This window comes from Paenibacillus sp. NRS-1781 (assembly GCF_050467745.1).
Taxonomy (GTDB): Bacteria; Bacillota; Bacilli; order Paenibacillales; family Paenibacillaceae; genus Paenibacillus; species Paenibacillus terrae_A.
The window spans coordinates 65510-90806 of the sequence record NZ_JBITPI010000026.1 but is presented as its reverse complement, the minus strand read 5'-3'; the positions used below and the strand labels follow the sequence as shown (position 1 = coordinate 90806).

The 25297-nt window shown below is 50.3% G+C and carries 25 protein-coding genes; 6 read left to right on the top strand and 19 right to left on the bottom strand.

Features of this window, described 5'->3' with window-relative positions:
* Positions 1–111: 111 nt before the first annotated feature.
* The 12 genes from ACIFO6_RS10995 to ACIFO6_RS10940 all read right to left on the bottom strand — a co-directional run bounded on the left by ACIFO6_RS10995 (position 112) and on the right by ACIFO6_RS10940 (position 12328).
* A complete protein-coding gene (locus tag ACIFO6_RS10995) occupies positions 112–1473 on the bottom strand; it encodes a type III PLP-dependent enzyme (protein ID WP_430040719.1) in 1362 nt (453 codons plus the stop codon).
* Positions 1474–1502: 29 nt separating this feature from the next.
* Positions 1503–2549 carry a Gfo/Idh/MocA family protein gene (locus ACIFO6_RS10990; protein ID WP_430040718.1) on the bottom strand — a complete coding sequence of 349 codons (1047 nt, stop codon included), beginning with the start codon at positions 2547–2549 and terminating at the stop codon, positions 1503–1505.
* Positions 2546–3706 (bottom strand): UDP-glucuronosyltransferase, encoded by a 1161-nt coding sequence (locus tag ACIFO6_RS10985; RefSeq protein WP_430040717.1) that lies wholly within the window; start codon positions 3704–3706, stop codon positions 2546–2548. Before ACIFO6_RS10985 ends, ACIFO6_RS10990 begins: the two co-directional genes overlap by 4 nt.
* Positions 3707–3723: 17 nt before the next feature.
* Complete coding sequence (locus tag ACIFO6_RS10980; RefSeq protein WP_430040716.1) at positions 3724–5217, bottom strand: hypothetical protein; 1494 nt, start codon at positions 5215–5217, stop codon at positions 3724–3726.
* Positions 5218–5309: 92 nt separating this feature from the next.
* Complete coding sequence (locus ACIFO6_RS10975; RefSeq protein WP_430040715.1) at positions 5310–6122, bottom strand: ABC transporter permease; 813 nt, start codon at positions 6120–6122, stop codon at positions 5310–5312.
* Position 6123: 1 nt separating this feature from the next.
* Positions 6124–6930, bottom strand: coding sequence for an ABC transporter permease (locus ACIFO6_RS10970; RefSeq protein WP_430040714.1), 807 nt, complete (start codon positions 6928–6930; stop codon positions 6124–6126).
* Entirely contained in the window at positions 6920–7912 is a 993-nt protein-coding gene (locus tag ACIFO6_RS10965) for an ABC transporter ATP-binding protein (RefSeq protein ID WP_430040713.1), read from the bottom strand. Before ACIFO6_RS10965 ends, ACIFO6_RS10970 begins: the two co-directional genes overlap by 11 nt.
* Positions 7913–7994: 82 nt before the next feature.
* A complete protein-coding gene (locus tag ACIFO6_RS10960; protein WP_430040712.1) occupies positions 7995–9125 on the bottom strand; it encodes a hypothetical protein in 1131 nt (376 codons plus the stop codon).
* Positions 9118–9363: an acyl carrier protein gene (locus ACIFO6_RS10955; RefSeq protein ID WP_025682535.1), complete on the bottom strand. Its 246-nt coding sequence runs from the start codon at positions 9361–9363 to the stop codon at positions 9118–9120. The genes ACIFO6_RS10960 and ACIFO6_RS10955 overlap by 8 nt, the downstream gene beginning before the upstream one ends.
* A gap of 17 nt (positions 9364–9380) precedes the next feature.
* Positions 9381–10757, bottom strand: coding sequence for a peptide ligase PGM1-related protein (locus tag ACIFO6_RS10950; protein ID WP_430040711.1), 1377 nt, complete (start codon positions 10755–10757; stop codon positions 9381–9383).
* Between the two features lie 49 nt (positions 10758–10806).
* Entirely contained in the window at positions 10807–12000 is a 1194-nt protein-coding gene (locus ACIFO6_RS10945; RefSeq protein WP_430040710.1) for a radical SAM protein, read from the bottom strand.
* Between the two features lie 49 nt (positions 12001–12049).
* Entirely contained in the window at positions 12050–12328 is a 279-nt protein-coding gene (locus ACIFO6_RS10940) for a phosphopantetheine-binding protein (protein ID WP_014277736.1), read from the bottom strand.
* A 556-nt stretch (positions 12329–12884) separates the two neighbouring features.
* Here ACIFO6_RS10940 and ACIFO6_RS10935 point away from each other — a divergent pair.
* The 3 genes from ACIFO6_RS10935 to nagA are packed head-to-tail and all read left to right on the top strand — an operon-like array spanning position 12885 to position 15699.
* Complete coding sequence (locus ACIFO6_RS10935; RefSeq protein ID WP_430040709.1) at positions 12885–13751, top strand: MurR/RpiR family transcriptional regulator; 867 nt, start codon at positions 12885–12887, stop codon at positions 13749–13751.
* 2 nt (positions 13752–13753) lie between these two features.
* Positions 13754–14482 (top strand): glucosamine-6-phosphate deaminase, encoded by a 729-nt coding sequence (nagB, locus tag ACIFO6_RS10930; protein ID WP_430040708.1) that lies wholly within the window; start codon positions 13754–13756, stop codon positions 14480–14482.
* Positions 14479–15699 (top strand): N-acetylglucosamine-6-phosphate deacetylase, encoded by a 1221-nt coding sequence (nagA, locus tag ACIFO6_RS10925; protein ID WP_430040707.1) that lies wholly within the window; start codon positions 14479–14481, stop codon positions 15697–15699. Before nagB ends, nagA begins: the two co-directional genes overlap by 4 nt.
* A gap of 98 nt (positions 15700–15797) precedes the next feature.
* On the opposite strand, the gene ACIFO6_RS10920 is transcribed toward nagA, so the two are convergent.
* Positions 15798–16784, bottom strand: a complete 987-nt coding sequence (locus ACIFO6_RS10920; RefSeq protein WP_430040706.1) for a YhcN/YlaJ family sporulation lipoprotein — start codon at positions 16782–16784, stop codon at positions 15798–15800.
* A gap of 191 nt (positions 16785–16975) precedes the next feature.
* Between ACIFO6_RS10920 and ACIFO6_RS10915 the strand changes: the two genes are divergently transcribed.
* Positions 16976–18556: an esterase/lipase family protein gene (locus ACIFO6_RS10915; protein ID WP_430040705.1), complete on the top strand. Its 1581-nt coding sequence runs from the start codon at positions 16976–16978 to the stop codon at positions 18554–18556.
* A 110-nt stretch (positions 18557–18666) separates the two neighbouring features.
* Here the strand turns inward: ACIFO6_RS10915 and ACIFO6_RS10910 are convergent, their stop codons facing one another.
* Positions 18667–18798, bottom strand: a complete 132-nt coding sequence (locus tag ACIFO6_RS10910; protein ID WP_252361499.1) for a hypothetical protein — start codon at positions 18796–18798, stop codon at positions 18667–18669.
* Between the two features lie 23 nt (positions 18799–18821).
* A complete protein-coding gene (locus ACIFO6_RS10905; RefSeq protein ID WP_430040704.1) occupies positions 18822–19184 on the bottom strand; it encodes a sigma-70 family RNA polymerase sigma factor in 363 nt (120 codons plus the stop codon).
* Positions 19185–19375: 191 nt separating this feature from the next.
* Between ACIFO6_RS10905 and ACIFO6_RS10900 the strand changes: the two genes are divergently transcribed.
* Positions 19376–19573: a hypothetical protein gene (locus ACIFO6_RS10900; protein WP_430040757.1), complete on the top strand. Its 198-nt coding sequence runs from the start codon at positions 19376–19378 to the stop codon at positions 19571–19573.
* 104 nt (positions 19574–19677) lie between these two features.
* Here the strand turns inward: ACIFO6_RS10900 and ACIFO6_RS10895 are convergent, their stop codons facing one another.
* From ACIFO6_RS10895 to ACIFO6_RS10880, 4 genes are read right to left on the bottom strand one after another with little or no spacing between them, the layout of a single operon-like run.
* Positions 19678–20619, bottom strand: a complete 942-nt coding sequence (locus tag ACIFO6_RS10895) for a DUF4340 domain-containing protein (RefSeq protein ID WP_430040703.1) — start codon at positions 20617–20619, stop codon at positions 19678–19680.
* Positions 20616–22007, bottom strand: coding sequence for a GldG family protein (locus tag ACIFO6_RS10890; protein WP_430040702.1), 1392 nt, complete (start codon positions 22005–22007; stop codon positions 20616–20618). Before ACIFO6_RS10890 ends, ACIFO6_RS10895 begins: the two co-directional genes overlap by 4 nt.
* 5 nt (positions 22008–22012) lie before the next feature.
* The gene (locus tag ACIFO6_RS10885) at positions 22013–22735 is read right to left on the bottom strand and encodes an ABC transporter permease (protein ID WP_430040701.1); all 723 of its coding nucleotides are present in this window, start codon (positions 22733–22735) and stop codon (positions 22013–22015) included.
* Positions 22732–23772, bottom strand: a complete 1041-nt coding sequence (locus ACIFO6_RS10880; protein WP_430040700.1) for an ABC transporter ATP-binding protein — start codon at positions 23770–23772, stop codon at positions 22732–22734. The genes ACIFO6_RS10885 and ACIFO6_RS10880 overlap by 4 nt, the downstream gene beginning before the upstream one ends.
* Positions 23773–24259: 487 nt before the next feature.
* Here ACIFO6_RS10880 and ACIFO6_RS10875 point away from each other — a divergent pair, with 487 nt between their 5' ends.
* Positions 24260–25294 carry a glycosyltransferase family 4 protein gene (locus ACIFO6_RS10875; RefSeq protein ID WP_430040699.1) on the top strand — a complete coding sequence of 345 codons (1035 nt, stop codon included), beginning with the start codon at positions 24260–24262 and terminating at the stop codon, positions 25292–25294.
* The last annotated feature ends 3 nt before the right edge of the window (positions 25295–25297 follow it).

Sequence of the window (25297 nt, the reverse complement as noted above, 5' to 3'; positions counted from 1 at the left end):
ATTCCTGAATGCAAAAATAACGAAAAAAACGTCAAAACGCAGGCCCATTCTCTAGCGGCCGACGGTTTTGGCGTTTTTTTAGTCCCGACAAGCGAGTGTTGATTTTTACGATTAGAAAATATCCTCCAGCAAAGGAATCATACGCTGGTGATGGAGTAAGTCTGTACGGTCACCGTGCTCGCGAATCACGTGTACCTCACCGCGAAAATCCAGCAGCTCTGCCGGCGTAGCATGTCCCAGAAAATGCACCGGACTATAGCTTAGTCCATAAGCTCCTGCATTCGGAATGACAATATAATCACCCTCCTGAATCGGAGGAAGCTGCGCTTTTTTCACAAGACAATCCTCGGGTGTACAAAGCGGGCCGACAATGCTTACGGTTTCCAGTTTCATGGTTGCTTCTGGCCGAAGCTCCCCGATCCGGTCTGCGGCCTTCCCTAATTTCAGCTCGACAGCAGCAGCCTCTTGAACAGGCATGTCCTGCCCCTCTCCTTGCCCGCGCATAATTCGCACCGGATAGTTGTCCCTAATCCGACGTCCTCGAAAGGCAGCCGAGGCATAATGGTTCATACCGCCATCAGCTACAACGAACTTTTCTCCCTTGGATTCCTTCGTATACAATACCCGACAGACATACATTCCTGCCTGAGCAACCAGATATCTGCCGCTTTCGATAATCAGCGTAGCACCTGGCAGACGGGATCGAGTCTGCTCTGCCATCGCGTTCAGTCCGTCGATCACTTGTCCCATATCCAACGGCTGCTCATGAGTAAAATAAGGAACACCAAACCCGCCGCCCAAATTTACCGTATGCATCGCAACACCATACTGATCCTGTATCCGTTCTGCCAATTGAAGGGTATTCGCAAATGAAGCTAAAATCTGATCCGCTTTCAGCATTTGCGTGCCTGTATACACCTGAATGCCCTGGAAATATACATGTGGACAATCTTCCAGCACCGTAAAAAAGTGATCCAACTGCCCCTCGTCCACACCAAAGGGACGAGGAACGCCGCCCATTTTGATCGTCGATCCCGACAAATCGTTATCGGGATTCACACGAACTGCAGCGCGGACAAACAAGCCTGCTTGGGCGGCAATGTCCTCCAGCAAGCGCAGCTCCCGCACCGACTCGACATGAATGCAGCCGATTCCACAGGCTACCGCCTCGCTCAGTTCGGCTACCGTTTTTCCCGGCCCGGCGTACAGCATGTCTTCCGGGGCATACCCGGCCTCCATCGCGACGAACATTTCCCCGGCCGAAGCGATTTCGACGCCGCAGCCTAACGTGCGAAGCAATCCCGCCAAGGCTACGTTGCCATTAGCCTTGAGTGCGTAATGCACACGCACAGCCGGGTGCAGACGGGATAGCAGCGAGCTGACATGTGCATGCAGCGCGTCGCCATCGTAGTAGTAAAATGGCGTCGGATGTTCGCCGAAGCGTTCCAGCAAGGCTTCGTCCTTTTTATCCATCTGCTGAATCTCCCCCCTTCTTCTTTTTCCTATACCGCATAGATCGTCGTGCCTGATCGGGCGGCCTCATGAATAGCTGCCAGCAATCTGACGCGCTCGGCGGCCTCGTGAAACGGAATCGGCTCCGCGACTCCCCGGATGATATTGCAAAATGCCTCCAACTGATTGACGTAATAATTCATCGGCTCGAAAGCTGTTTTAATTTTGGAGTCTGTCATTGTATCCTTCGTTATTTCCGTCTTGATCGTTATTTTATAAAAGCCCAGATTCGCCCGAAAGCAGTCCTGCAAAGTAACGACCGCCGAATCAAAGGTCAATACATGAGCGCAGCGGTATGGCCGCTCGAATGAAAAGAGGGCGGATGCCTCCATTCCCTCCGGATAACGAGCCTGTGCACGAAATGTCCAGTCACAGCCGTTAGGACCGTCGAAATCCGATTGACTGCGGAACTCCGCCTGCTCCAGTCCAACGACTGCTTGAAGAAACTGGAGCCAATACACGCCCAAATCCCAAAAGCATCCCCCACCCTGCTCCGGTCGGGATCTATAATTCTCCGTATGTCCATCCTTTGCGGGAATGCACAGGCTGGTCGCTATAGAGCGCAAACAACCATAGCGACCGGAATCCACGATATTGCGCAGCTCGCGCTGCCAAGGATGATGCTGCACCATGACTCCTTCCAACAGGTGAGCGCTGCTCTGCCTGACTGCCGCTTCCAGGGGAGCCAGCTCCGCCGTGTTCAGACATAACGGCTTCTCCACAAGCACATGCTTGTGAGCCTGTAAGGCTTTACCGATCCACTCCGCATGCAGATCGTTACTCAGCGCAATATACACGGCGTCAATCTCCGGGTCGCTCAGCATATCCTCGGCATGCCGATAAACGACACTAACGCCAAAACGGTCCGCCAAATCTCCTGCCTTGGCAACAGTCCGGTTCGCAAGCGCGGTTACACGGGCCCCGGCAACGTAACGGATCGGCTCCAGCAGCGCACGAGGGGCAATGGCTGAACAGCCAATGAGGCCAAAGCGGATATCCCGTACCGCAGGCTCTTGTGCGGCTGCGGCGGTGTTCATGACCCTTTCTCCAATCCCGCTGAGCCTGCTTGCACCTGGGCGTTCCTCACGTATGACTCCATATAGCGTGGTGTCTGACTACGCAACTCCACGATCCTCCGGTGCATGTCCTCCAAAATCTCAGCGCTTCCACCATAGATTTGCATCCACGTATCGTACCGTATCCCCATTCCCAGCCGTTCCCACAGGTCCGCATTATGCATTTCATGCACACCGAACGGCTCCAGCATAATGAGTGGAGTAGCTGTGGCGAACGAATCTGTCAGACTACCCCCGCCGGGCTTGCTGACAATGGCCTGGACATGACATGCCTGGTCCAGCATGCTATGGTAATCTGGCCCGGCTTCATACAACGTCTCCTCGCCAGCCTTCACCTCACCGAAAGGCGGAAAGGTATGCTCCCCGGCTTCATTCCGTTGCCATGTTCTCCACTGCGGGTCCATTCGGAAATAGCGTATACCGTCCCGCTGCCCATCGGGCTGATCCTGATCATACAGCAGCAAATCCAGTTCCCAGCCCGCTTCTTCCAGCCGTCCGACCTTTTCACGGTACGTGCCCATACCCCAACCGCCGCCATGCACAAATAAGCGGGATTTCCGGGCCTCAAGGGGAACATGCTCTACAGCGGGGACATCAATATAGTGGCTGACTCTATTTTGGTCATTTTCAAAAAATGTCGTTTCTCCACACCCATCGGCAAAGTGCGGGTTATGCTTGGCCAGATTTTTCCACGAAGGAGAAGGCGTCGAATCCATATACACAATGTCCACATGCACCGATCCCGGCTCCCTGCGCTTGCGATATTCCTCCAGCACATACATCCAATGACCGGACAAGCATATAAAATGCTGTCGATCCTCCTCCATCCATCGGGTCAGCAGCACTTCCATGGCAGCGAGATCAAGCGAATTGCGCATATCCTGCGGAACCTTCTGTGACATTAAGGCCACAGCGAAATTATCATGGTAAGCTTTGCGGTTTTTGTCCACCTTGAGACGGGCCGACTCGGGCAGCACATTTTCAAATACATGAATCGCCGTCTCCACACCCAGCCTGCGAAGACCCGCTTGCATCAGCAAGCCGGGAGTATAAAAGCCTAATCCGAAACCGGAACACAAAATCGTTACCTTCATACTCTGATGCACACTCTTGCTCATGCTCATACGCCTCCCGTTTAATTCAGCACTGTAAAATGATGCTCCGCCAAAAATTGCTCCAGCTTCGCAGTCAGACGCATTTTTTCCTTATCACCCGCGGCAACCAGTTCCAAATAAAGACGACCTTTTCCACGTGCTACACCTTCAGGCCCACCGGACACGGAAGGACCGTCACCACTATTAATCCCGCTAACACGAGCCTGCTTGGCAGACGACCTGCCCCCGCGCTCCGTTGTTTTTCTGCTTGGCGTGCTTTTATGGCCTGCATTCCTGTTTTCTCCATCTCGTCCGCCCGTGTTCACATATAGCGTATTGGCGCCCAGCGGCATGACGCCTTCTTCACGTTCACCTGTGAACAGCAGTCCTTCACATTCCAGCTCTTCCAGCAATTCTTCATAGGACAAACTGCCGTCATGGGACAGCGAATAATTCGTCAGCGTGCCACGCATATTTTTTTTAGCCAAAAAAGTGTCCAATTGGTGCTTGATCAGACTCATGGATTTACGGGCATTAATTTCAATAATAGGCTCCAGCTTCCCGCCGCGAAGTGTCATCGAGTCAATGCAGACGTCGCCGTAATAACCGTCCTGATACAGCTGCTTCCCTACATCCTGCATTAAGCGAAAATAGCCCTCACGCTCCAGCCGCTCCATAAAAGCCTCATCCGGCGACAACGATTCCCGGTAGGAGAATTGGGTGTTAGCCAGCCACTGCACAGACAGGATATCGACACTTCCGTTATCACCAATCGTAAATTGGCATGAAAAATCCTGCTCCTTTTCCAGAAAAGGCTCCAGAAGGAACAGTACCCGTTTGCCTTTTCGTTCCTGTCCACGTAAATACGATACAATCCGGTCCAGCATCTGTGTTGAGGTAATGTGCAGGTTTCCCTTGCCCGATACGCCAAAATCATCCTTGATTAAAAAGCTTCCATCCCGTAGCAGCTTTCGTCCCGCCTCGGCTACATCCGCAAACGAGGTCACAATATAGCCGGGATGGCGCAGTCCGAGACTGCGTTTTAAATCGGAAGAATAGGTTTTGGCATTCACCTTGCGGATCGTTTCCAGCGGCGGCTGATGCAGCGTAATACCCCAGGCGCGTGCAGCCTCCTCCACATGAGGCAAACCTGCAAATGGGCTAAGCACACATCCCTCCAGTTGCGGAAACCCTGTACTGGCATCGGCCTTGCGACTGCCCAGAAGTTCAAAAACAGAAGCCGCTGACACATTCCCCGCCTGCTCCGTTCCGTCAGTCAAATCCCGTTCATTCACCGCCGGGCGAAAGCCCAACTGCGCAATATACTGACGATGCACAGGCGAAATCGCATAGCGGGTCAACAACGCGTCTCCCGGCTGGCAAAAGCTGAACAGCAGCTCATCCATAGCCGCCACAATCGCAGAAGAAGCTCGGTCAGGAATGGCGGGCAAGGAAGCTAACTGGACATCCCGCCAGTAAGCCTCCGCCTCGAACGTTCCCATATACAAATGACGCTGGTTTGGTATCGCATTCATATGATTCGCTTCCTTTCCTACTTCGCTTGTACAGCACCATCCCAAATACTCTGCTTTCCATGTACATCTTCAACTCATATATGACAGTAACGCTACTGGCTTGCACTTGTATAATCACGCAAGGCAAACTGCCATATAAAGCGGATCACCGCCAGTAGCCAGACCGGAGCGAGGAATGCCCATAGAATCAAGCCGGGTTCCATTTTGCCCAGAATAAACATCGGTGGAAAATTACAAATTACAAACACCGGAAGCACGAACAAGCCAATACGCTGGATCAGATTACTATACACCGCCATCGGCACATGGTTCGTATCGAAAATGCTGTTGGATAGCTCTGTCACCCCGTTCGTGCGGATGATCCAGAAGGCTAGCAGTTGGGGCAGCAAAAACACGGAGTAGGCCGTCAACACCCCGCAACCGAGTAACACAGAAAAGCCCCCGACCGTTTCAAAGTTAAACGGCAGACCGAGCTTATACCAGCCAATGCCCGTCATGATTCCGCCGCCGACTACGTTGGGAATGGTGTAGCCCAGCTCAAATTGCCGCAGCGTCACCATAAATTGCAGGGACACCGGCTTGGTCATGAGCACATCCAATGAACCGGTACGAATTTTGTCAGGCAGACTTGTAAAATTGCTGTAGAACAAGCCGCTGTAAAAACCGCTCATCATCGTAAATACGCCGATATATAATAGCACCGCGTCAGGAGACCAGCCGTTAATATCCGTCCCGGCCCGGTATGGAACCGAGGCGTACAGCAGCTTGATGAGCAAATAAGCGGTTTCGACCAGAAAAGCAGTAATGAAATTAATGCGGTATTCCATCTGCGACATGACGGAAAACTGGACGAACTTCCAGTACAGCCGGATATAACGTCCAGCGTTTCGGATAACATTTTTCATGCTAACCTCCTACCGAGACAAAGCGTTTGACCCCGACTTGCCACACCCGGCGCGATACGGCCGCCAGTACTACAATCCAGAGCCATTGTACGCCAATGCCTTCAGCGGCTTCCAGCATGGTTAGCTTGCCTGTTAATGCGTTCACTGGAAAAAATACGGTGTAGCTAAACGGGAGCAAACTGAACATGCGGGCCAAAACGTCTCCAAAAATCGTCAGCGGAAACACCGTGCCACTAGCTACATAAATGACGAGCGACAACGTGTAAAACAGTCCCGCCGATTCCGTCACCCAAAAGGCTATGCCGCTCAGCGCGTAATAGACCACAAAATTGAGCACTAGCGCCCCCGGCAACGCCAATATGTAAAGCAGGATATACGACAGCCTGAAGCTGATTTGTCCTTCCAGGCTAAGGCACAGCAGCAAAATCGCAGCCGCCAGCAGCACTACTGCGGACTGTACCGCCTTGCCTCCAATAAACCGACAAAAACGGTAAGCAAAATAATGTACAGGCTGCACCATGAATTTGGCCAGTCCGCCTTCCTTGATGTCTGTAGCAATTTCGTATTCAAACCCCGTGGCGATCAGCTTCCCGGTTACCCCTGCCATGACTACATACACCAGCATTTCTGGCAAAGAGTATCCCAGCACCCTTGCTTGTCCCGAAGAACCGAATACCGCAAGCCAGAGAAAAATTTGCGTCATGATCGGCAGCATGAACCCCGCCATTTGGAGCCAGTAATTGGCCCGGTATTCCATTTCGTTTTGCATGCCAAGCTGGAGCACCTTCATATATTTGTTATTTCGCATCGGCTAGCCTGCCTCCATCGTACAAATTGGCTATCCCCTCTTCCAACGGGACGTCCTCAATCGTAAAATCAACGACAGGCAGCGCATCCAAAATCTTTTTGGACCAGGTCAGAGTATCTTCTGCATCCAGCTCAAATACCGCATCCAGCTCCGAGTTGGAGCGCAGCTTGCCAAGTCCCGCCAACGTCAGGTTAGGCACAGGGGTCTCCAGTCGAACCTTGAGCAGCTTGCGGGCGCCGATCACCTCATTCACCTTGTTCAAATCCCCGTCATACACCAGTCTTCCCCCGCTGATAATGATGGATCTGCTGCACAAGTCCTCAATATCCTTCATGTAATGGCTTGTCAGCAGGATGGTTGTCCGGTGTGTCCGGTTATAGGCTTTGAAAAACTCGCGAATTCGCCGCTGGGAAACCAGATCCAGTCCAATGGTCGGCTCGTCCAGTAAAATGACCCGTGGACGATGCAGGAGCGCGGCAATCAGCTCCATTTTCATACGCTCGCCCAGAGATAAGCGCCGAACCTGAACATGAAGCTGTTCCTCTACCCCAAGCAAGGTAACCAGCTCGTCCAGCGCCTCTTTGTAACGACTTTCATCTATTTCGTAAATAAGCTTGTTCAGCTCGAACGACTCGCTGGCAGGCAAATCCCACCAGAGCTGGTTTTTCTGTCCCATCACGATGGAAAACTGCCGTTTAAACTCCTTTTGCCGCTTCCACGGGGTAAAGCCAAGTACAGAGGCTTCCCCCTCACTAGGATGAAGAATGCCGGACAGCATTTTGAGCGTCGTTGTTTTGCCCGCACCGTTCGGACCGAGAAATCCGACGATTTCGCCTTCCTCAATGGTGAAGCTGACATCCCGTACGGCCTCCTTGGTCAGCTTTTCCCGCCTGAACAGGTTTTGTAATGATTTGCGCACGCCCGGCTCCTTTTTATAGTACGTAAACGTTTTCGACAATTGATTCAATGTAATGGACGGCATTCAATTCTCCTCCTCTTTCATCTGTCCGTGACACCTTGGTGAGCCGTTCCTGATATGATTTACGTGATACGTTATGCCTGAACTACTGGGCTGCTTGCTCGGCTAAAATCATCAATTCCTCCAGCATATGCCGCTGTTTGTCAATCAGGCCGAGGGCGCGTTCGCTAATGTCAGGCATCCGATGCTTGCGCAGTTGAAGACCTGTTTTGTAAATATGCAGATTGAGCTTATGCCATTCCGCATTCAATGACTGTGCCAATTCCACCACATGCTGCGCTCGCGGTCCCAATGTGGCTTCATGCAGCATGCAATAATCCGCTGTGTAATCGGTCAGATGAAGGGCACTGCCCAAACGCAGATTGTAATAGATTTCATGGCAGTACGTACGGAAGTCCGCATCCTCCATGTCTGTCAACAGGCGGAAGTCCTCGACAAAGGCCCGGTAGCCCTCATCTCCCCGCTTGACCTGTTTGCCAACTGCGACATTTCCGGGGTTATTTCCCGGGTCAATGGACGAAGGTACACCTCTCCAGACCGCTTCATGTCCAGTCACATATTGACGAATATGGTATGCACACGCCGCATGCAATTCGCCTGGCGAAATCGGCGCGGGCTGTTCCACCAGCCAAGCATATTCAATAATGCCCTGCATCAGGTCGTCGAGCCGGGCCGAACCGACGTAAGTCATGGCATGGCCCGAAGAATCCAGCAGGAAGCTGTCATTTACCTGTGCTGTTCGCTCCTGCAAGTCCAGTCCAGACAGTTCAATGACATGGCCCCTTGGGTAATTTTTCACATACACGTCGTGGTAGGTTAAAGCGGTACTCGATGTGTGCAGCATCGTACCGTAGCCAGTTGTCAGCGCCAGAAGCAGATGGGCTTCATCGCTTACGCCAGTAATCCATGGCTCAACCCGAATCACCGGACCACCGCTGGCTGCCATTTCCTGAAGCTGCTCCGGATATTTCTCGGGACCGAAGCGCTTCAAATCCCCGCTATACTCCGCGCACATACTGCCACACAGCATGAACAGCTCGGATTCTGCCATGTTCACGCCATATCGCCGCAGCGAGGTGCGCAGGGATGAATATACACAGTGCTTGCCTGGAGGAGCATCTATAATTTCTTTAGCAGCGTAATCGTCAACGGAGTCATGAACATCCTCCATGCCGGATATCTGCACAGGTCTGATCTCTGCCGCCCCCTTATGCATATTTGCCCAGCAGACGTTCGATGCCTTGGAGTGTAGAAAGATGCTCCAGCACCAGATCGTCGTCCTCCATCGTAATATCCAGCTCATTTTCCAGCTCTACAATCAATTCAACAGCGGATAGGGAATTCAGCCCCAAGGTTCGCAAATCCTGCTCCGGCGTCAATTGTTCCAGTTCACCTGGAGCCAGCTTCAATACCTTTTCCAGCAAAGGTACTACGTGGTACACATCTGTTTTCATCCTAAATTCCTCCCGGTTTATGAGCTTCCCAATCCCGCAATGACACCTTCCAGCCTGTGCGCATAGGCTTCGGCTTCCTGCCAGCTATCTGCCATAATCAGCGTGAAAATCCGATTCACATACCCCCGCTTCACCGGCGTACCGGACAACGTACCTGCCGTATAAACAAACACCCCTTCGGGGCGTTCGGGCGTGTAGAGCAAGCCTTCCTCTGCGAGCAAGCCGCACAAGCGGCTGTAGGTCAGCGGTGTGGCGGTAACGTTGCGGTAGTAGCGGGACAGCGTTTTATGCTGCTCTCCCAAGACCGAAGACAGGAACGAAATATAGGTAGACAGGGTAAACCTGCCGTTAATCTCGATCACCGGAACCAGCAAGCCTCCTTCATCGACAAAACCGTCAATGGAAGCCATGCCTGTATAACCGATGGAATACAGATACGTTCCCAACTGGTAGGCGCAGCGTCTCACTTCTTCTTCCAGCGCAGCGCCAAGCTCAGCCGGAACGCGGGACCCGGTGTACACCGTGCCGTCCACATTTTGCCTTTTCAATGAAAACATTGTCACCCCACCGCCCTCGTCAATACAGAGCTGATAGTTCAGATCCATCTGCTTGTTATGCCAGCGCTCCACCAGCCAGCCTCCCGAAGAAGGCGACGAGCCGCCAAAGCGTTTCATCACACTTAGCAGCGTGTCCAGCTTGGACAGCTCGTCCAGCATATACATGCCTTGTCCCGATGCGCCATGCGGCTGCTTGATGATCAGCTTCACAGGCCCGTCCGACAAGTCGGCCAGTCTGCCGCACTCCCTGCGGATCGCCGCTTCGTCCGCGCATACGGCTCCCTCACTGACGGCAAAACCGAGCTTTTGCGCAGTCAGGCGGCTGAATATTTTATCATTCACCTGGGCGCTGACAGAGGACGGAGCGCCGATCAGCTCCAGTCCACAGCGCTCCGCAATCGCCTCCTCCTGCGGGGTAACCGCATACGGAACGAGCCACGCTTTGGGACGGCTACTACTGTGGCCTGCTTCCGCAACCACTCGCAGCCGTGCCAAAAGTGCCTCGTCCGCCAGCACCAGCTCCGCAATCGGCGTTAACGGATCAGAGGGCTCCGGCACCTCAATACGCGGCAGGCTAAAACCCAACCGCTGAAGCATGTCCAGAAAAGCCTGATCCGGCTGTTCTCGCAGCACGATCACATCCTGACTTCGGCACAACAGAAGATTCATTTCCTCCATTCGATTTACCACCTGCTGTTCATCACGATCTGCCATCCCCCCCTTACGGGGGGACGGATGCCATACCTGCTCTGCGCCAATATTAAACAGCCAAATCAGGACTCCATGATCGCGTTCATGGGCAAGCGCTTCCACGAGGTTAATGGTTTTAGTCGTCACGTCCTGTCATCCCTCTCTTCCATCCAGTAAGAAACAACTGCGATCGAAACTAAATATATTTCAGGGAGCCAGCTCCGTGCAGATACAATACGCTGCATTTGGAGCACACCGGCGTTAATCCTTCGTGATTAATCGTTTGGCGTGTTTTCTCATACGCATCCGAATTCCAGATTTCCTTCAGACTGTGCTCTCGCAAGCTTCCAATCGTGAATTCGCTAAAAAATTTGCAAGGCATCACCTTTCCGTCCGGCAAAATATCCGTTCTGGAGGTGAGCGCCAGGCAATGATTGGAGCAACGACTGACCATTTCATCGCCATGTATAAATTTGTCGATTTCCTCATAGTCCAGACCGGGCTGATAGCGCACACGAATGTTCCACATCCGCTCATTAATCCGCTGTAGCTCCTCCATCAAAGGATCGATGTTATCCGGGTTGATTTTATATTTGAAAGCATGCCAGCTACTAATATTTTTTTCCTCCAGTTGTCGGAGCCAAGAAAAGTTTTGTGTAAAATAGTCATCCATTTTGAGGGAGGTTTCTTTGGAAATGTACCAGGGGAACGTCAGCAGCACCAGATCCAGCCTCTTGTCCTCCAGCATTTGCAGAAACTCGTACATCCGTCCGATCATGTTATCGTTAATGACAGCGTGGACGGTCACCCGTCCCTTGTACAATCCCTGGTCACGCAGTTCAATCAGCTTATCCATCTGCCGCAGCGTTTTTTGAAAGGTGCCTTTACCGCGAATCAGATCATGTTCTCTTTCAAAGCCTTCAATCGCTATTAACAACTCCAGATTTTCAGATAAATCCAAAATCCGGTCCAAATATTTATCAATGAGCAGTCCATTGGTACAAAAGGTCATTTCGCGCCGATCTTCGGCCAGCACGTCCAAAATTTCGTCAAAACGCCGATGAAACATCGGTTCTCCGCCCCACATATACAGCCGGGACTTGGCCTCCTTCGTCTCGCTCAAAATTTGTCGAAGCATATCCGGGGCAAGATCCATGTTTTGCTCTTCTTTGTCCATTTGATGATGATAGCCTTCCTCGTTCCATTCAAAGCAGTGCGTACATCTCAGGTTGCAGCGGTTGGTCAGCTTAATGCCGATCGTCTGGGGCATGTCCGTTTTGAAGGCAGGGTCCTGTGTTGCGTTACGGTAGGATACAGAAGCGTTTTTCAGGTTGCGCTTAATGAGCTTGAACGCTTTCTCATCAATCAGCACATTGCTTTTGGGCTGCATGCTAACACCTCGTTTAATGGATTTTCAGGCACATGTACCAAGCTGTACGTCAGACCGTCTCCATTCCCTCCGGATGCGGCGCTTTTTCCGCATCGCTGATCCCCTGAATGTAGCTGCAAAACGCATCTACCGAGCTCAAATGCTCCAGCTCAAAGGAATCAAAATCAATTTCCACGTCAAACGCATCCTCCACTTGCAGCATGAAGTGAACCAACTGTAACGAATCCAGTCCTGCATCATGAATAATGTCCGAATGTCCATCCAGCTTACCGACCAGCTCAGGATCTTCCTTGACCGCGCTGATCATTTCAATCACTTGGCTTTGCATAGCAAACTCCTCCTTGTGAGTGATTCTATTCGTTCCGCCCGACAATGCCATCTGCAAAGCTCCTCGAAAAATTCCTACACTGGAACTTTATTCAATTATACTCCTTCATTTAAGAGACAAGTCAATAGGTTGTTTTGTAAATATATCGCACAATATGTAAATTAATGTGTGTTATTTTCTACAATTTTCGCTATCTTTTTTATTCATTTTTAATTCATTATTTTATATAAGCTAAATTCGAAAATCTTACATGGAAAACGGAGTAGGCGGAATGGTGCTGGACAAGCGATAGCGGTCGCCTTTGCCCCCAGATTTCTACCATTGTGCGTTCATTCAGGAAATCTGGGGGCAACAGCGATGGGAAGCACCATCCGCCTGCGTAGTGGCGCACCATGTACATTTTCAGTTTGGCATTTAGCTCACATCTTGCCTCCAACTGCTTGCAAGTGCGACAGGATTATTTTACAATAGACATGAAAATAATTTTCTTTTTAATGTTCGTTTTTACGATATTTATTTTCATGTAAAATACTCTACAGCCAAAGGAGCGCAGCTCATGTCCCCCATTCTTCATACATTAACCCACAGATTGGAGCAGTTTCCCGTCCAAGAGCGCAAGCTGGCGGAATCCATTCTGCAAGCTCCGGGAGATGTGCTGCATCTGGGCATTCGGGAGTTGGCGGAGCGTTGTGGTGTGAGTCCGGCGACCGTTACGCGGTTTTGCAAATCACTGCATTTTAAAGGCTATCCCGATTTCAAAATGAAGCTGGCCGCCGAGCTGCCCCGTTCTCATAGTGACGGCGAAGCCTCCTATCAGGACATCGTCGCCGGAAATTCGCTCTCTCGTATCGTGGAAGCGATAGAGGCGAATCATACCGCATCCATTGCGGATACAACCCGACTGCTGGATTTCAGCAAGCTGGAGCAGGCGATTGCATGGCTGGCCGCCACAAGCCGCATTGATCTGTACGGCATGGCGACCTCCTCGATTGTGGCACAGGATTTTTATCAAAAGCTCATTCGAATTGGAAAAAATAGTACCGCCTTCGCGGACTCGCACATGCAGATTACCTCTGCCTCCTCGCTTGGGCCGGGAGATGTCGCCTTTGCCGTCTCCTATTCGGGGGAAACACAGGAAACCATCTCGGCTCTGCGCTGTGCACAGGAACAGGGGGCCAGAACATTATCCCTGACCTCCTTCGGAAATAACACGCTGGCAGGTGTAGCGGATATTGCGCTATTTTCCTCCTCGCTGGAGGAAGGGATGCGGCGTGGAGATATGGCGTCCCGCATTGCCCAGCTTCATATCATAGATATCCTGTTTACAGGTATGGTCAGCGCGGATTTTGACAAATATATTCCGAGACTGGAAGGTTCGTATCAACAAGTAAACAAGCTCAAAAAACAACCAGGGGGCCACTAAAGATGAACATACGTATGTTGAACAGCCGTGAAGACCTGAATGCTACTGCTGCCGCTGTGATCGCCAGTTTACTGCTGAACAAGCCTCAGGCCATGCTTGGGCTCGCTACCGGAAGTACACCTATCGGCATTTACCGTCATCTTGTAGAAATGTACCGTAAGGGACAGGTGAGCTTTGCACGAGCCTACTCCGTGAATCTCGATGAATACGTTGGTCTTCCCCCGGAGCATCCGCAAAGCTACCGCAGCTTTATGAATGAGCACTTGTTTCAGCATATCGACATTCCTCTTGCCCATACACGCGTACCTGACGGTAATGCGGCTGATCTGGCAGCAGAATGTGCGGCCCACGAGCAGGCAATGCTAGATCACGGCCCCGTGGATCTCCAATTGCTCGGCATTGGTCACAATGGTCATATCGGTTTTAATGAACCCGGGCACGGACTGACCGGAGCCACACATGTGGTAGATTTGGAAGAGAGGACGCGTATAGCGAATGCCCGTTTTTTTGGCAATATAGATGATGTACCTAAGCAAGCCGTCACCATGGGGGTAGGCACTATTCTGAAAGCGAAGCAAATTATACTGGTAGCTTTTGGCGTGGATAAGGCAGACATTGTAAAGCAGGCTTTCACTGGACCTGTAACCACAAAATGTCCGGCTTCCCTGCTGCAATGTCATCCCAACGTGCTGATTTTACTGGATCAGGAAGCGGGAGGCTGGTTGAATTGAACTCGGATGAAACGAATGGTGATTTAACCCAACTACTGTATGGACAAGTCGTCATTGGGGATCACATGATTGAAAAAGGGGTTGTCGCTATGGAGGGGCAATCCATCGTATATGCTGGTGCAGAGGATGATTTGCCTGCTGATCTAATTACAGCCGCAGTGGAAAATCAGGGTGATGGGGTAGCGGTGGGGGCAAACATCGTGCGATTGGAAGGCGGCTACCTGCTGCCAGGCTTTATTGATATTCATGTTCACGGCGGTCACGGAGAGGACTTTATGGACGCCGATCCGCAGGTACTGAATACGATTACCTCTTTTCACGGCTCACAAGGAACGACCGCCATGCTGGCTACCACCATGACCGCACCAAAAAAGCGAATCGACCAGGTGCTAAGTGAGGTTTACGCCTATATGGCGCAGCCTATGCCCTATGCACAACTGGAGGGCGTACATCTGGAAGGGCCTTTTATTAGCCCGAACTGGCCGGGAGCGCAAAACCCGGAGCATATTCAACTGCCGAATCTGGCCTGGGCGAAGGAATGGGAGCAGCGCTATCCGGGCCTTGTCCGCCAGCTGACGCTTGCGCCGGAGCGGGAAGGCGCGCTGGAGCTGATTACCTGGCTACGCAGCCATAACATTACTGCGGCTCTCGGTCATACGGATGCCACATATGAAGAGGTGGAACGCGCCGCGGCAGCGGGTCTGAACCATGCGGTGCATACGTTCAATGCCATGACTCCGCTGCATCACCGCAAGCCGGGAGCTGTCGGAGCCGTGCTTGCCGATCCGCGCATTGAAGCGGAAGTTATTGCGGACGGTATCCACGTGCATCCCGCTGCTGTCTCCCTGCTCGCCAAGCTGAAACGTGAGCACAATCTTATTCTGATCACCGATGCCATGTCTGCCACCGGGCTGGAGGACGGACGTTACACACTCGGCGATTTACCAGTAATCGTGCAAGGCGGCGTGGCACGACTGGAGGATGGCGTCACTCTGGCAGGAAGTACACTGACGATGATTGAAGGCTTCCGATATCTGGTTCGTCATATAGGTCTGACCATTCCCCAGGCATCACAAGCCGCCAGCCTGAACCCGGCTAAGTCCTTGAGTATTGCGCATCGAACAGGCTCGCTTGCAGCAGGCAAACAAGCAGACGTTCTGTTACTGGATGCGGACTTAAAGCTGCAAGGCGTATGGATTAAAGGAATACGAAGATAATTTCTTCTTATGATTCCCCCTAAACCAAAGAGCTATCCCTCAGCGATTTCGCCGAGATGGATAGCTCTTTCTTTGGCATTACACATATATGTGGTGAATTAGCGATGATTCATAGGTGCAGGAGTATGATTTTGTGGACGAGTTGGTGCGGTTGTTGATTCATTGGTTGGATGAGTTGCACCAGCAGCAGGAGTCGGGAATACCCGTTGAATAATATCTGCCAATTGGGTACTCATTCCTTTGATCGGATGACCGTTTTGCACACTGCGTGTAAGGTCAGTGGTATGCTTTACAAAATCCGGGTTAGCCGATACATATACCTGTTCAATCGAAGGTGCAAATTGCTTTACCTTGTTGGCGATGCGACTTTTGACGGCTTCGGTCAACGTACTAGGCTCATACGCAGTTCTTGCGCCTTCCACTGTGGTGCCATCCGTGCGTCCGATATCCGTACGGGTACCGTCCGCCAAGCCACGAATCATACCATAAGAACCCGTACCCATCGTGCCGTACAATCCGTCACCACGACGCGGAGGTGTTACGGGTCCGCTCATTCCATTGTCCGTAACTCCCGGCGCTATCCCATCGGTGGTATAGTTGCCTCTTGTACCATCCACCCCATGCGTAGTCATGCCATGTGTATTCATGCGATGTTCAGTACCTTTAACACTTGAAGTGCCAATGCCTGCTCCTGTTCCTGCTCCTGTTCCTGTTCCTGTTCCTGTTCCGTTGGCTTGATCCTTCAAGGAAACTGCTACATAAGCATTACGATTACCAACCAGCACTGTCGCAGATTTTACATCCGGCAACTCGGATATACGTTTGGACAAATTGCGATCGACTTGCAGATTACCAATTTGGTGTCCAGTTCCATTGGCATTTTGGTTTAAACGCATCCCGTCCATACCGTTGGACTTAACTCCGAAACGGTTCACACCATCCATATGATGTGTACTTTGCGCGTTATAGCGGGTAGTGTTCGTGCGGACATTATGATTCGCAGTCCCACACCCTGTCAAAGCAGCCATACTGGCGAGCAAAGCAGCAGAAATCGTTAAACTGATTACCTTCTTAGTCCCTGGCATGAACTCATCCTCCATACATATAAAATGTGTGACGAGATTAGGATGCGCTATGATTCTCAGGGCTATGCTGACTAAAAAATGACTAAATAAAATTTTAATGTAAATATGAAATACAATTGATGATTTACTACAAGATGGCATGTATAATAAGGGATGGGAAATACTTTATTTTACAAAGGAGGATTTCAAGCTTGAAAAAGATCACAGTTTTGATGCTCATTTTTTTGTTGTCCGTCACTCTTGTCCCCGTCGGCGCTTTTGCAGGCTCCACTACACCCGAAGCCCCGAAAGCACCTGCTGGAAGTTGGGTAGAAGGCCCGCCACCTAATCAGGTTGATCCTGCTAAACCTGCGTTACTGTTTGTACATGGTTTGAACAGTAGCGCTGAAGTCTGGACCAAAAATAACAATGATATACTTCAGCGTGCGCGTAACGCCGGATACCAGACGGCCACCATTAATCTGTACGATGCAAATGGCACATCACAGGATATGTGGGACAATGGTAAGCTTCTAGCCGACAAAATAAAGGTCATTAGTAATCACTTTGGCAAAAAGCTCATTATCATCGCCCACAGCAAAGGTGGAGTGGATACCCAAACTGCTCTCGTATATAACGGAGCCGCTCCCTATGTACAACGTGTTATCACCCTCAGCAGTCCCCATCATGGCTCACAGCTTGCAGATCTTGCTTACAGTAGCTGGGCCGGATGGCTGGCAGATATTGTCGGCTCACAAAATCCAGGTACCTCCACTTTACAGACATCTTATATGAAGTATTTCCGATCCAAGACCGATGCACTCAGCAACGCGACTACAATTCCGTTCTTCACGTTTGCTGGTGATAAATGGTCCGACGGCACCGCTTCCTACATACTGGGCGGACTTTACCTCTCATCCTTTGGCAAAAATGATGGACTAGTCACAGTCGACAATGCCAAGCTTCCCGGTGGACGTGTAGTCAAAGTCGGCCCCTGGGATCATGCCAAAGTTCGTACCGGCTCTTACGTCTTCCCCCTGATTCAACCTTACCTCCTAGCAAACACTCCAGCCTTGAATCAGGAAACTGAAGCACCTTCAGCAGCATCTTCCTTGCCTGCTTCCGCTTTAACATCCACCTATAGCGAGATCGACAATTCATACTTTATCCGTGGCGGAGACTATAACGGAAAAGCCTCCGAAATCCTCACCGTTGAAAATGGTGTTCAATCCATTAATCTGGATTGGATCAGCGATAAACGTGTGAGTAAACTGGAGCTGACCCAGCCTGACGGTACCAACGAGATCATTCATCTGAAAGCAGGCTACGATGACGACATTTTTGCTGGTGCCTGGCATCATAACGCCGTCATTCAAAATCCAAAACCGGGTATCTATAAACTGAATGCCACGATTCCTGATACAGGAGCATATCTCCTGATTGCCCGTTATCAGGCCGCTCAGGTTCCTGAGCTGAAATATAATCTGAATGCCGTAGGCCCGAAGCTGAATCTGCAACCACAGGATTCCCCTAAAAGCGTTGCACAAGTCACGTATCAGGTTCAATATTACGGTGATCCACAGCAAGGAATGACTCCCGCGTCCAAAGGTCTGACGGTACAACAAAAAACAGTTAACCCGACCGGACAAATCGAGCTGTCCAAAGCGGACAAGCCCGGCATTTATTCCATAACCTATGAAATCGAGGGAACTACAAAGGCAGGCTATCCATACCGCCGTACAGCTGTTCAGTCCATTTACATTGACGCTGACGGGAATAAGTATGTTGATTAAGCTCCCCACGTAATCATTTATATCATTCACTAAAATAAAAAGGTGGAGGCCCTCAAAAGCCTGCACCTTTTCTTTTGTGTATCATAATAATGGCATCCGGTTTAATCACTTCATATATCGTCACGCTTCAAATCTTCTATAAAATCAGTCACAATACTTTGAACGGCATCTTCCCTGGACATTCGGATATATCGACTGGTTTTCTGAATATCCTCCTCGAACAGATGAAGTATACTGCTCATAGCTTCCTGATCTCCGTTTCGTGCTAATTTGAGGAGTTTGATGAACTCAGCATCTGAGATAATTGATTCAGCATTTTCTTTTTCCATTTATTCACCGCCTGTTGGGATAGCTTCAGCTCTCTTGCAATCTGTGCTTCGGTTTTGTCTAGTATGTAAAGGTCAAAGATGATGGCTTTTCCGATCTCAGATGGTAGAGAGTTAATGAGCTGTAGAATGTACATTTTAGAATTTGCAGAGTCTGTAAAAGATGGAGTAGCGACGGCTTCGTTCTTTTCCATGACAAATTCATGATTGGTTTGTACCCGGGCACGATACTGGATTCTCCATGCAATGCGATACAGCTTCTTACGATATTGTTCAACCAATGTTAGCTGATATTGATTCATCATAAACCACCCTTTCTCTTTGGATTTGGCTTTTCTAAATCCTCATATTATAGGGTAATTTGAGAACACATTTTACAACCAAAACAGAACATTTGTTCTTATTTATTATACTATTTTTTGAGTCGGTTGTATACGGTTCTTTTGATTTACCTTCCTTTATATACGGCTAAAAAGGAGGGAAACCATTGCAGATGGATGATGCTCTTTCTATCATAACCAACGTAGGCTTTCCGGCAGGTCTTTGCTTTATTTTGTTGCGGCACATCCTGCACACCATGGAAGAAAAACTGGATAAGCTCGATCTCTCGCTCCATGAGCTGATTGAGGTCATTAAGGAATTAAACGATGGGAACCGTGATTCTTCCAAAAGCAGCAAGCCTGATGAATAACGAACACAAAGAAGCTCCAACCGACGATCCTCGCCGATGGAGCCTCTTTGTTCGTTTCATACCAGAAAATTTGTTTGCTTGCGGATCTGATCATGTTCAGATGATTATTTTCCAGCTTGAGCCTGGTCATGTCCAGCCTGTTCAATACGCTTCACGTCAGATGCCGACAGACCATACGCCCAATTGCTTTGCGGAGGCACGACCCATACGATATCCGGTTCACCGTTCATCATCCAGCCCTGATACACCTGCTGCGATTCATCCTGCTTGCCCAGCGATACGCTCAGCGTAAAGCGGTGAACAGGATGGTTCAGCTCGGAGGCTTTACGCAAGGACTGGCTGCTGACCAGATTTTTGATTTGCTGAGATAAGGAGGTCGCCGTATCACTGGTTACCGACTTTCCATTCAGCGTCCAAGCTGTGGAAGAGCTTTCCCCGGTTCCCACGTCACCGGATGACTTGAGCATCCAGGACGCTGACTGACCTTCCCACTCCAGTCCGCTCAGCTTGTCATCATCCCAGCCAAACGGGGTCGTATCCGTAAAATCGGCTGCACCCAGTAACAACCCGGAAAGGGTATCCACAGGTACAGTAGCTACTTCTTTTTTATCTGACAGCACATAAACAGCATCTCCAGAAGGCAACGTTTCGCCAAAAGCAAAGGTATGCTCGCTTCCACCCTTGGTCTTGATCTGAATTTGGTTGTCGGTGGCGCTGATTCCATATTTGGCTACGTCTTTTGGAGAAGATTCCACCACCTCACCGAGCTTCACATTTTGAATAGCGACTAACCAATTGTCTATCGTATAACCGTTTAACGGATAAGACTGCGGCTTGCTCATGCTCCATTTGCCATCACGTTGGTTAAGCTCCACTGGCTTGCCGTTCTTCCCCATTATAGCGAAAGATGTAATATTCCCCTGCGTAAGCTGTACCAGCTGGCGAGCAGCAGGAGCTTGTTCACGAAAAAAGTTTTGGCTCTTGGCATAGACTATACCCGCTCCCAATACAACTAACAGCAGCACGGTGGGTATCCATTTTCTCATGCTCTTCTTCGCCTCCACCACAATAAGATTCCGGCTGCCGCAAACAATAACGGCAATCCAATCACGGATAGGGTCAATATCGTCTTCGCTTGCACAGGAGTCAAATAAACCACCTTATAATCCTGCTCCTGACGAGGACGAATGGTAAGCCCGTCAGATTGTTCCTGTACATAATTCAGACTGTTCAGCACAAAATCCCGATTGCCTCCCGTGCTGATCTCGGTGTCGCTCAGAAGGGCCGACGTTCCGAGAATAATGGCTTTAGGCTTGCCATCCTTGCCATCTACCGCGTAACCCAGAGCAAGCGGCCCCTGCGGGTCCTTATCATCCTTTTGTGTTTCGTTGTTCAGCAACCCCTGAATATTCGTTTCCCCATAGCTGGCGGCAGAGGATTTGAGCAAGGTCGTAGTCTTCCAATTCCTCTGCTCCCCCGCTTGCAAAGCAATAGACAGCGAAAGCACCGGGTACAGATTGGAGGCCGCCAGCTTATCCGTAATCGCATGACTGCCAAAGGTGGGCACTGTAAACAGAGGCCCAAGTGTATTCGTCTGCTCCTGATCCACCACGATCGCATGTGTATCCTTCACACCGTAATCCGCCGCCAATGCGTCAAGATTTTTCCAGTCCGATTGCATGTTCGGATGAAAGCCCAACCCCAGAAACAGCTTTCCACCACCCTCCAAATAGGTGCGAATGCTTTTCAACTCCGTCGCGCTGATATCTCGTTGTGGCCCCACAATAGCCAGCACCGATGCATCTTTAGGCACGCTACCGGCCTGATTGAGCTGCACTTCTTCTGTTTTCACATTATCCTGTGCCAGTGAGCTGCTCAATCCGGTCATTTGGGACAAGGGGATTTCCTCATGTCCGGTCAGGAAAATGACTTTTCCCTGGCGGGTAGACGATAGCCCAAGCAGTCCGCTGGTCAGCTTTTCTTCCCCTGTAAACTGGTACGCCCCCTCGCTACTTCCCTGTGCCTGCGTAAACAGACTACCTATATCAATAACACGTTTCTTCTCACCCTGAACCAGCACAATGGATGCTTCGGTGACACCGTATTCCTTAGCCAGCAACGGCTCCTGATTCAGATCATATTGCTCGACCTTGAGCTTGCTGTTATGCTTGGCGTATTCACTCAGCATATCCGTAACGTCCCGGTTCAGCTTTTGATTTTGCGAAGTCGATACGCTAAAGGCAATCAGCTGTACATCTTCCTTCACTCCCTGAATAGCTGTCAATGTCTGATCAGACAACGTATACTGTTTGCCTGCCGTCAAATCCAGCTGAAAGCCTCCCAGCGAACGCAGAAACAACGTCAGCAAAATAAAAATACCTACAGCAGCTACCGACAATATCACACTGTTAGTATGACCCAGCCATTTTTTCATGTTCATCACCTCCACCGTTTCCGTTCGACCACCTGAATGCTGAATAGCAAAAAGAGCGCCGCCACCGTCACGTAATACAGCACATCGGCTCCGTTCAGCAATCCTTTGGTGAAGCTGTCAAACCGTGCGGTTAGTGAAAAAGGCTCCAGCCATTGCTGCAAGGTCGCAGATGCGCCCGTTTGGCCACCAAACGAATCCAGCATCCAAAACACGAGCAAAATAATAAAGCTGACGACCGCCGACATCATCTGATGCTGTGAAAGCGTCGAAGCGAACAGACCAATGGACATCATGGCTGCACCCAGCATAAACAAACCGACCACGGACGTACATACCAGTGTCCAGTCCAGCGATCCGTAAAAGGACATCACGACCGGGTACGCCAGACTGCACAGCACCAAAATCAGCAGCATGCCCAGTGACGCCAAAAATTTACCCACAATCATTTCTGTCACACTCACTGGCGAGGTAAGTAACAGTTCATCCGTACCCTGCCTGAATTCCTCCGCAACCAGCCTCATCGTGAGCAATGGGACGACAAACACCAGCATGGACAGCGTATCACCGAGTACCAGCCGATAATCCAAGATGCTTGGCTGATACATGACAAAATTTGTGTAAAAGAGCAACCCCGTCAGCAGCATGTACACCGCAAGCGCAAAATACGTTGTCGGCGTCCATAGATAGGCTTGAAGCTCCTTTTGACAAACCGCGAACAAGCGCCTCATGGCCGTTCACCTCCTGCACTCTTATCTTGCCCGGCCTCATCCGTTTTTGGCTCGCGAGTGGTTAACTGCTGGAATATATTTTCCAAGCTGAGGCTTTCTTTTTTCAACTCTATAATCGGAAGCTTCGCACCAGACAGCACATAAAAAAGCTCCTCGCGGAAATCCTCACTGGAAGCGCCTGTCAGTAACAGCCCGGTCAAATCTTGTTCCGTTGCAGTCGGCTTTGTGTCAGCTTGAGACAAGCCAGATGTTAATAGCTCTACCTCTACTTTCCCCCAGGCACGAAGAACGTCCAACACCTGCTCACGGCCGCCTTTTACCTCGACTTTTACCTTAAATCCGTCTTCCATCGAACCGCCGAGCGCATCAGGCCGTCCATCCAGCACCAATTCACCCTCATGAATGATAAGAACCCGATTGCACAAGGCGTCCACCTCGGGCAAAATATGCGTGCTGAGCAGCACCGTATGATTCTCTCCAATCTCCTGAATGAGCTGGCGAATCTCCAAAATCTGATTCGGGTCCAAGCCTGATGTCGGCTCATCCAGCACCAGTAAATCCGGATTATGAATAATCGACCCCGCCAGCCCCAAACGCTGCTTATACCCTTTGGACAGACTGCGTACCAGCTGCTTTTCACGTCCGTTTAGCCCAAGCCTGGAAATCATCTCGGAAATCCGCAGCTTTTGCTCTCTTGCAGGCACATCTCGAATGCTCGCCACAAACTTTAAATAGGATCGAACAGACATATCTCCATACAGAGGGGGCGTTTCCGGCAAATAACCGATTTTGGAACGAGCCTGTCTGCCCTGCTCCTGAATCGGGATGCCATCAATCGTAATCACTCCCTCATTCGGCTGGAGATACCCTGTAATCATGCGCATCGTCGTCGTTTTGCCCGCACCGTTCGGGCCCAGAAACCCGACAATCTCACCACGCTGCATTTCAAAATCCAGCTTATGTACGCCACAGTTGCCCTCGTACCACTTGCTCACCTGCTGCACCTTGAGCACACGCTTCACCCCTTCTTTTATCATATTGCAAAGTCGTAGTCTTTCACTGTAAACTACCCATTCGTCCAAACAGCTCTATTCCCTTTTCACACATCCAAAATGTTGCGTAGCGGAGGATTTGAAGCTGGAGAAGCGCTAGCGCTCGCCTGATCGAAAGCTCAAATCCTTCGCGGAGCGGCTCATCTGCACCTCATGCAACACTTTTAAACTCTAATGTTAATCCCACACATATAACTCCAGCTTAAAGTCACTTAAATATAAGCTTAAAATAATATGTCTAAAATGTGAACGAATGAATGTGCTTTTACACTCGTTAACTTGTACGGTTCGCCCTAACATTCATTTGCATCCCGCATCAGCCACAATTTTATGCTGATTCCATCTAGGCTTCCATAGATACCCACACCCTGTCCTTTTGCTGGAATACCTTGGTATATAAGAAGCTTTCGATTGGCTGAAGGGGGTTATTGAGATCAAAGTTCTATTTACCTTTTATATACCCAGCGGCGGCGTGGAAACCTTGAACCGCCAACGCTGCAAGGTGCTTAGCCAAGATGGGATTGAATGCCATATTCTCTACTATCAGCAGGGTACGGGGATGCAAAACTTACATGGAGATATTCCCGTGTTTATGACTTCTTCCGAGGGAGATATTTCTAGTCTGATACACACTCACCGTTACGATGCCATCGTCGTCTCGTCGGATTACCAGATGCTCGCAAAACTGCGCATGTTGGGCTATCAGGGTGTGCTAATCTATGAATCACAGGGCTTCGGTCCGCACGTGGAGGCTGCATTGATAGTAGGCGAAGCCACACCGTTTCTTCAAAGATACGCCAATGCAGTACTGCTACCCACCACTACGCATCTGGTCGAACTATTTTCCAGCATGTGTCCATGGCTTAAGCGTTACGTGTTTCCAAACGTACTGGATACCAGCGTATTTAATTATGTGCCTAACACTCCTCCGATCCATCCGGTCATTGCATGGGTTGGGCGACTGGAGCCGAACAAAAACTGGAGGCATTTTATCGATATTTCTTACTGGATGCTGCAAAACCGCCCGGATCTTCGCATCTGGATGTTCTATGATAATACCCTTTCGCAGCCAGAGGATAAGGTACAATTCGAGAGCATGGTTACACAGCTTGGCTTGTCCTCCATTGTAGAACGTTTCAAAAACGTGCCCCATGCTAAAATGCCTCTGTATTACTCCATGATTGGCGATTCGGGAGGGTATCTGTTGTCCACTTCACTGGTAGAGGGATTTGGATACGCCGTAGCTGAGGCCATGGCTTGCCGCTGTCCCGTGCTCAGCTCTGATTCTGACGGGGTGCGAGCCTTCATCGATCACAACGTAACGGGTAAATTTTATGCGCAAGGAGATATCTCGCAGGCGATATTGGAAGGACTGGATCTGATGAACAACACGTCCAACCGCGAATCCATTCGCCAGAAGGGGCTGACAAGGATCGTCGACCTGTTAGCACCAGATAAATATGTGCAATCCTTCCGGCAAATGATGAATGCGCTGGGCGTGGGGTAAGCT

What these genes read in the sequence shown, in the direction of transcription:
- ACIFO6_RS10905 (WP_430040704.1), bottom strand. Translation starts at nt 19,184, where the DNA reads ATGAATCAATATCAGCTAACATTGGTTGAACAATATCGTAAGAAGCTG.
- ACIFO6_RS10985 (WP_430040717.1), bottom strand. Translation starts at nt 3,706, where the DNA reads ATGAGCAAGAGTGTGCATCAGAGTATGAAGGTAACGATTTTGTGTTCC.
- ACIFO6_RS10990 (WP_430040718.1), bottom strand. Translation starts at nt 2,549, where the DNA reads ATGAACACCGCCGCAGCCGCACAAGAGCCTGCGGTACGGGATATCCGC.
- ACIFO6_RS10900 (WP_430040757.1), top strand. Translation starts at nt 19,376, where the DNA reads ATGGATGATGCTCTTTCTATCATAACCAACGTAGGCTTTCCGGCAGGT.
- ACIFO6_RS10980 (WP_430040716.1), bottom strand. Translation starts at nt 5,217, where the DNA reads ATGAATGCGATACCAAACCAGCGTCATTTGTATATGGGAACGTTCGAG.
- ACIFO6_RS10895 (WP_430040703.1), bottom strand. Translation starts at nt 20,619, where the DNA reads ATGAGAAAATGGATACCCACCGTGCTGCTGTTAGTTGTATTGGGAGCG.
- ACIFO6_RS10960 (WP_430040712.1), bottom strand. Translation starts at nt 9,125, where the DNA reads ATGCATAAGGGGGCGGCAGAGATCAGACCTGTGCAGATATCCGGCATG.
- ACIFO6_RS10920 (WP_430040706.1), bottom strand. Translation starts at nt 16,784, where the DNA reads ATGCCAGGGACTAAGAAGGTAATCAGTTTAACGATTTCTGCTGCTTTG.
- ACIFO6_RS10995 (WP_430040719.1), bottom strand. Translation starts at nt 1,473, where the DNA reads ATGGATAAAAAGGACGAAGCCTTGCTGGAACGCTTCGGCGAACATCCG.
- ACIFO6_RS10880 (WP_430040700.1), bottom strand. Translation starts at nt 23,772, where the DNA reads ATGATAAAAGAAGGGGTGAAGCGTGTGCTCAAGGTGCAGCAGGTGAGC.
- ACIFO6_RS10935 (WP_430040709.1), top strand. Translation starts at nt 12,885, where the DNA reads ATGTCCCCCATTCTTCATACATTAACCCACAGATTGGAGCAGTTTCCC.
- ACIFO6_RS10965 (WP_430040713.1), bottom strand. Translation starts at nt 7,912, where the DNA reads ATGCCGTCCATTACATTGAATCAATTGTCGAAAACGTTTACGTACTAT.
- ACIFO6_RS10945 (WP_430040710.1), bottom strand. Translation starts at nt 12,000, where the DNA reads ATGCAGCCCAAAAGCAATGTGCTGATTGATGAGAAAGCGTTCAAGCTC.
- ACIFO6_RS10890 (WP_430040702.1), bottom strand. Translation starts at nt 22,007, where the DNA reads ATGAAAAAATGGCTGGGTCATACTAACAGTGTGATATTGTCGGTAGCT.
- ACIFO6_RS10885 (WP_430040701.1), bottom strand. Translation starts at nt 22,735, where the DNA reads ATGAGGCGCTTGTTCGCGGTTTGTCAAAAGGAGCTTCAAGCCTATCTA.
- nagB (WP_430040708.1), top strand. Translation starts at nt 13,754, where the DNA reads ATGAACATACGTATGTTGAACAGCCGTGAAGACCTGAATGCTACTGCT.
- ACIFO6_RS10975 (WP_430040715.1), bottom strand. Translation starts at nt 6,122, where the DNA reads ATGAAAAATGTTATCCGAAACGCTGGACGTTATATCCGGCTGTACTGG.
- ACIFO6_RS10955 (WP_025682535.1), bottom strand. Translation starts at nt 9,363, where the DNA reads ATGAAAACAGATGTGTACCACGTAGTACCTTTGCTGGAAAAGGTATTG.
- ACIFO6_RS10970 (WP_430040714.1), bottom strand. Translation starts at nt 6,930, where the DNA reads ATGCGAAATAACAAATATATGAAGGTGCTCCAGCTTGGCATGCAAAAC.
- ACIFO6_RS10940 (WP_014277736.1), bottom strand. Translation starts at nt 12,328, where the DNA reads ATGCAAAGCCAAGTGATTGAAATGATCAGCGCGGTCAAGGAAGATCCT.
- ACIFO6_RS10910 (WP_252361499.1), bottom strand. Translation starts at nt 18,798, where the DNA reads ATGAGCAGTATACTTCATCTGTTCGAGGAGGATATTCAGAAAACCAGT.